General features: G+C 61.6%; 4 protein-coding genes. 1 reads left to right on the forward strand and 3 read right to left on the reverse strand.

Annotated elements, in window-relative coordinates:
* From ACDA63_RS18215 to mshL, 3 genes are read right to left on the reverse strand one after another with little or no spacing between them, the layout of a single operon-like run.
* Complete coding sequence (locus ACDA63_RS18215) at positions 1-1,707, reverse strand: GspE/PulE family protein (RefSeq protein ID WP_373664716.1); 1,707 nt, start codon at positions 1,705-1,707, stop codon at positions 1-3.
* A gap of 8 nt (positions 1,708-1,715) precedes the next feature.
* A complete protein-coding gene (locus ACDA63_RS18220; protein ID WP_373664717.1) occupies positions 1,716-2,960 on the reverse strand; it encodes a tetratricopeptide repeat protein in 1,245 nt (414 codons plus the stop codon).
* Positions 2,957-4,522 carry a pilus (MSHA type) biogenesis protein MshL gene (gene mshL, locus ACDA63_RS18225; protein ID WP_373664718.1) on the reverse strand — a complete coding sequence of 522 codons (1,566 nt, stop codon included), beginning with the start codon at positions 4,520-4,522 and terminating at the stop codon, positions 2,957-2,959. The genes ACDA63_RS18220 and mshL overlap by 4 nt, the downstream gene beginning before the upstream one ends.
* A gap of 447 nt (positions 4,523-4,969) precedes the next feature.
* On the opposite strand from mshL, the gene ACDA63_RS18230 reads away from it, so the two are divergent.
* A complete protein-coding gene (locus ACDA63_RS18230) occupies positions 4,970-5,995 on the forward strand; it encodes an extracellular solute-binding protein (protein ID WP_373664719.1) in 1,026 nt (341 codons plus the stop codon).
* Positions 5,996-6,128 lie beyond the last annotated feature (133 nt).

Consider the following 6,128-nt stretch of genomic DNA (forward strand, 5'->3'; position numbering starts at 1 on the left):
TTACAGCTCCGCGCCAGACATGCGATCGGTCAAGTCGACCACGCGCGCCAGTTCGTCGAGTGAGGTCTGACCGTCCAGCACGCGTCGGACGCCGTCTTCGGCCAGCGTACGGAAGCCCTTGGCGCGCGCCGCGTTGCGGATTTCGCGGTAGGTGGCCCGGCGTGCGATGAGTTCATCGATGTCGGCATCGACGCGCATGAGTTCCATGACTGCCATGCGGCCACGGTATCCCTGATGGTCGCAGCGCGGGCAGCCGACTGCATCGCGCAGCATGGGCGGCGGCTTGTCGGAAGGGGTGCCGAGCAACTTCTGTTCGAAAGGCTGGGCCGGGCGTTGCTGCGCGCAGTGCGGGCACAGGCGGCGCACGAGACGCTGTGCCACGACCCCTATGATGTTGCCCGCCATGATGTCGGGAAGGATGCCGAGGTCGAGCAGGCGCGGGATCACGCCGATGGCCGAATTGGTGTGCAGCGTCGAGTACACCTGATGCCCGGTCATGGCGGCGCGGAATGCCATGACGGCGGTTTCCTGATCGCGGATTTCACCCACGAGTACGACATCCGGGTCCTGACGCATCATCGAACGGATGCCGTTGGCAAAATCGAGCTTGGTCGCTTCGGATACCGACGTCTGGCGGATCATCGGCATGGGGTACTCGACTGGATCTTCCAGCGTCATGATGTTGATGCCTTCGGCATTGATGTGGCCGAGGATCGAATACAGCGTGGTCGTCTTGCCGCTGCCCGTGGGGCCGGAAAACAGGATGATGCCTTCGGGCCGGGCGATCATCAGCCGCAGCATGTCGAGCTGGGTGTCGGTGAGTCCGAGCCTTTCCATCTCGACCAGCCCTTTCTGGCGATCGAGAATGCGCAACACGATGTTCTCACCGTGGATGGTCGGTTGCGATGACACGCGAAAATCCACTGGGCGTCCGCGGATGTTGAGCGAGATGCGGCCATCCTGCGGCGCGCGCGTTTCGGCGATGTTGAGTGCAGCCATGACCTTGACGCGCACCGCCATCGCAGGCCAGTACGATTTATGCAAAACGCGAATCTGACGCAGCGTGCCATCGATGCGATAACGCACGCGCAGGAAGTTTGCCTCAGGCTCAAAGTGGATGTCCGAGGCCTCGCGCTTGACCGCATCCGCAAGCAAGGCATCGACCAGTCGCACCACAGGCTGTGCGTATTGTTCGCTCGACTGGAGCGAGCGGTAGTCGACTTCACCGGTTTCGATTTCCGTCAGGATGCCGTCGATCGACAGTTCGAATCCGTAATACTGATCTATGGCACGCGCGATTTCGCTTTCGCCGGCCAGGAGCGTGTCGACGCTGGCCTGATCCGGCAGCAGCGTACGCAAGCGGTCCATGGCGACGATGTCGTCGACGTCCGCGCAGGCGACGGTCAGTCGCTGGCTTTCGGCATCCCAGCGCAACGGCACGAGCGTGTGCCGCTTTGCGATATCGACCGGTACGAGTGCGATGGCTTCAGGGTCGGCGATGGCAAAGGCGAGGTCCACGCTTTGCTTGCCAAGCGACTCGGACAACGCCTCGCGCAACGTGGCTTCCGACACAAAGCCAAGGTCGATCAGCAGCTTGCCGAGCGGTTGTGTGGAGTGCCCTTGCTCGTGCAGCGCTATGCGCAATTGATCGTCGCTGATGATGCCCTGGGCGAGAAGTTGCTGTCCGAGCGGCTGACGATGCGGCATGGCGGTGCTCAGCGGTTTGGAGCCGGCGCCAGCGCATGCACCCGCTGAGTCGCCTGGATCGTATCGAATGATGCTGGCCGACGCTGTGCCGCGCGCAGGGCCTGTTCGTAGTATTCGCGGGCAAGGGCCGGCTGACGAAGCTGGTCCAGGCTGACTGCCAGGTTATAGAGGATGTCCGGGTTGTCGCTGTCGAGGGTGTAGGCCTGAAAGAACGCTTGCTGCGCTTCATTCCACCTTTGTTGGCGAGCCAGCACGCTCCCTAGCGCGAATTGCGTCGCCGCGTTGGCGGGTTGGGCGGCCAGTAGCGTGCGAAGCCGGCTTTCCGCCGCAACCGGGTCGGCATCGGCCTGAAGCAGGGCAAGCTGAGAACGGGCGGTGGCGTTGCTTGGATCGGCCTCGACGGCGTCGCGGAGATATCGCGCCGCCGCTGCGGGCTGATTGTCGTGCAGCGCGATCGACCCGAGCGCCAATAGCGCGTCAGCATTGTGCGAGTCCGACCGCAGAACTTGCAGGTAGAGACTGCGAGCGCGTGCGTAATCGCCCATCTGATAGGCCGCATAGGCCTGACTGATGGGAGCTGTGGCGGCGTCGGGCTGGGCGGGTTGCGTGCGCAGCACGGTGGCTGGTTCGATGCCTTCTTCCGTCGGCGCAGGAAGAGGTACTTCACGCGGTGTCTGGGCGCGATTGGCGACCGAACGGGAGCCGGTGGGCAGCGCCTCCGCCGATTGGCGAGTGGGGCGTGGGGGCGATTCCGTACGCGGGAGCGCCGTGGCAGTTTCTGCCATCGCAGACGGCTGCGAATGCGCGTCAGTCGATGCGGGAGCCGTGTCGCGACCGTCCGAGGCAAGTGCTGGGGGAGGCGTTGTCGCGACAATGGCCGGGGTTGCTGTGGGGGTGCGCAGGGCGGCGCCGGGCTGCATGCCGCGCGGCCGTGTCATCCACCAGTAGTAGCCGGTGCCCAAGCACAGCAGTGCGACGACTATCGCCAGGAGCGCGACGAGGAGGGTGGGGCGCTGTTGTGGGGCGCGTTTGGCGTCGAAAAGGTCGCGCGTCGCTGCACGCATGGGTGCGTCGCGATCCGGCGCAGCGGTTGACGCCGGACCGGTTGTGCCTCGGGTATTTAGCGCATTTCTCGCCATGGGTTCGAGGCGTAGCTCTGCATTGGCGTCGCTGGAGGTCTGTTGAGCGTCGGCCTGTTCGTTGTGGCGCCGTGTGGCGTCCGCCTGGCGAAGTGCGTCGATCAGCAGGCTCACGGCGCGGACTCCCGCGGTGGCAGGGGCACGACGTCCGGGCCGATGGAGCGATTGAAGTAATTATCGTCGGGCAGTTGCGTGCGGAAGGATGCGTAATCGCCCGTCAGGCTTGCGTCGCGAATGACCGTCGGACGCAGAAAGATCACCAGTTCGGTCTTGCGCTTGGTGTCGTTTCGATTCTGGAACAGGGTGCCCATGACAGGAACACTCGACAGCACTGGCGTCGTGTCATCGGTCTTGTCGAGCATGTCCTCCATCAAGCCCCCCATCACGGCGATGTTGCCGCTGGAAACTCGCATCATCGATTCGATCTCGCGCGACCGCACGATGGGAACCTGGTTCTGGATGTCCAGTTGCTTGAGGGCCGGATTGGGGTCGAGCGCCTGTCCGATGATGCGCGACAGCGATGGCCGCAGATTGAGCAATACCGAGTCGCTGTCCGCAATCTGGGGCGTGACGTTCAGGACGAGCCCGATTGGAACCGTATGCACCGTGGTGTTGTAAGTGACCAGATCCTGCGTGCCTTGGCTCCCGCGGCTGATGTTGGCCTCGAGCGTGAAGTACACCGAGTTGTCGACGACCTTCAGCACTGCGGTCTGGTTGTTGAGTACGCTGATCTTCGGGCTGGATAGCACCTTTACGTCGCCGAAGGATTCGAGCAACTTGATGGCGCCAGAGAAATTTCCTCCCTTCGAGTCATAGCCCAATTCAAAGATGGACCCCGTCGGCGCGCTGATGCTGCCGGTGGCACGCTGAACGATCCGGAAGCCGTAACCCGACAGGTTGATGCGACTCCAGTCCACGCCTTGCTGGTAGTTCTGCGAAAGGTTCACCTCGGCGATGGTCGCTTCGATCAGCACCTGCCGACGAGCGCTGTTCATCACTTGATCGAGGAATTCCTGAACCTTCTCTTGCTGCCGCGAAGTGGCCCGCACCGTGACCACGCCGGTCTCGGGGTTGGCGATGACGGATGCGGCTTCGCGATAGGTGACGAGCGGTCGATCGACGCTGTCCTTGCTGGTCAAGGCGGTGTCTGGCGATTGCGCCGCGCCTTTGTTGCCGGGCGGGGCCGTCTGTGTCGTGGCAGGCGCTGCGATCGCGCCCTGTCCGGAGACCTTGACCTGCTCGATGCTCGTTGGGATGAGCTTGTCGGTCTCGCGCAGGAGGTCCTTGAGGTTCTGGATCAGGGTGTCCCAGAAGCGATTCTTCGAGACGTTATCAATGCGCGCAAACGAGCTATTGCCGCTGCCATCGGATGAACTGGTAGTGCTGGCCCCCATCCCGGCGATGGCTCCCGCGGTGGCGATTTGCGTCGCGACCGAGACGGAACTGCTTGTATCGCGCGCCATGTTCACGTAGTCGACGCGATAGGTGCGCAGGAATGGCGTGTCTGGTGCCACGACGAGATTCTTGCCGTCGAGTTCAAAGCGCATGTCGACCTGTCGGGCGATGCGTTCAAGCAACTGGGGCAGCGTCTGATCGATCGCGTTGAGAGTGATGGCCCCGCTCAGACCTGGGTGGATGTCGACGTTGACCTTGGCATCTCGTGCGAGCGCAAACAAAAGGTCCTGTACCTTGACGTTATTGACGACGACAGAGTAGGTCTCGGGTTTTGCGCGCGATGCAGGGGCGGGGAGGCTATATCCGCGCGAAATGGGCGGCGGGGCGTCTGCCGGGGCCACCGGAGCAGGGGCATCAGCTGCCGAGATATGCCGATTCGGCGCCAGAACAACCCCCGTCGGCGCGCAGCCCGCCAGCGACACCGCAACCAGTAATGCCAGACCCGTACGTCTTAACATGCGTGCTATGCCGAGGAGATTATTTCGGCGGATATTAGCGCAAAACGTCGTGCCCGCCAGAGCGGGTTTTGCCACGTCTTTGGCGATAGTCAAATGTCATATTATCCGATTTGGTGCAAATGCGAATAATTTGCATCAATTGATCCGGCCGGGTACAGTTGAAAGTTTGGCGCGTCCCAGGCGCGCACCCCAGCAAGACGGAGAACGACAATGACTATTCGTGGACGGCTTTCGCGTGCAGGGCTGGTTGCCCTCTGCTCGATTTCGGCGCCCGCTTGGTCGGCGGACCAAGTGCTGAACTTGTATTCCGCTCGCCACTATCAGACAGATGAAGCGCTGTATTCGGACTTCGAGAAGGCTACAGGCATAAAGATCAATCGCATCGAGGGCGTCGATGACCAACTCATCGAGCGCATCCGTAGCGAGGGGGCCAACAGCCCGGCCGACGTATTCCTGACTGTCGATGCAGCCCGGCTGCAGTATGCGGACATGCTTGATCTCTTTGCGCCCGTCAAGTCGGCCGTCCTTGAACAGCGCATCCCGGCCAACCTGAGAACGCCGAATTGGTTTGCGTTTTCCATCCGGGCCCGGCTGATCGTCTACAACAAGATGCTGGCCAAGAAAGAAGACCTGCAGACCTACGAGGATCTGGCGAATCCTCGTCTTAAAGGGAAAATCTGCACGATCTCTGGCAACTACCCGTACAACTTGTCGCTTGGGGCTGCGTTACTGGCCCATGATGGCGAGGCCGCCACGGAAGCCTGGGTCAAGGGCTTTGTTGCGAACTTTGCACGCGCGCCAAAGGGTGGCGACACCGATCAGCTGATGTCCGTCGGTGCTGGTGAGTGCGCAGTGACCGTAAGCAATAGTTATTACTATGCGCGATTGATGCGTTCCAGCAATCCCAAGGATCGCAAGGTGGCCGAATCATTGGCAATCGTGTGGCCTAACCAGAGTACGTGGGGAACGCATATCAATGTGTCGGGCGGCGGTATGCTGAAGAACGCCCCTCATAAGGAAGCCGCGCTCAAGTTTCTTGAATACCTGGCGTCGGACTCGGCTCAGACCTACTTCGCGGATGGCAACAACGAGTGGCCTGTGGTGCGTACGGCCAAATTCAAAGATCCAGCCCTCAAAGGGCTTGGCGAGTTCAAGCAGGACGAGCTGCCTCTGGGCACGATCGCCAAGAACGTGATCCAGGCGCAGAAGATCTACGACCGTGCGGGCTTCATGTGACCAGCACTGACGTTTTGCCCATTTCTCGCAGAAAGTCCTTGACGAAGTGAGATTGAGTGTCCATAATCTCGCCTCTCTGCTGCTGACGCAACGAAAGACGCGAAGGCGGCAGGTCAAGTCGGCGAAAGCGGTC

It is taken from the genome of Uliginosibacterium sp. sgz301328 (assembly GCF_041807905.1).
GTDB lineage: Bacteria > Pseudomonadota > Gammaproteobacteria > Burkholderiales > Rhodocyclaceae > JBGVSA01.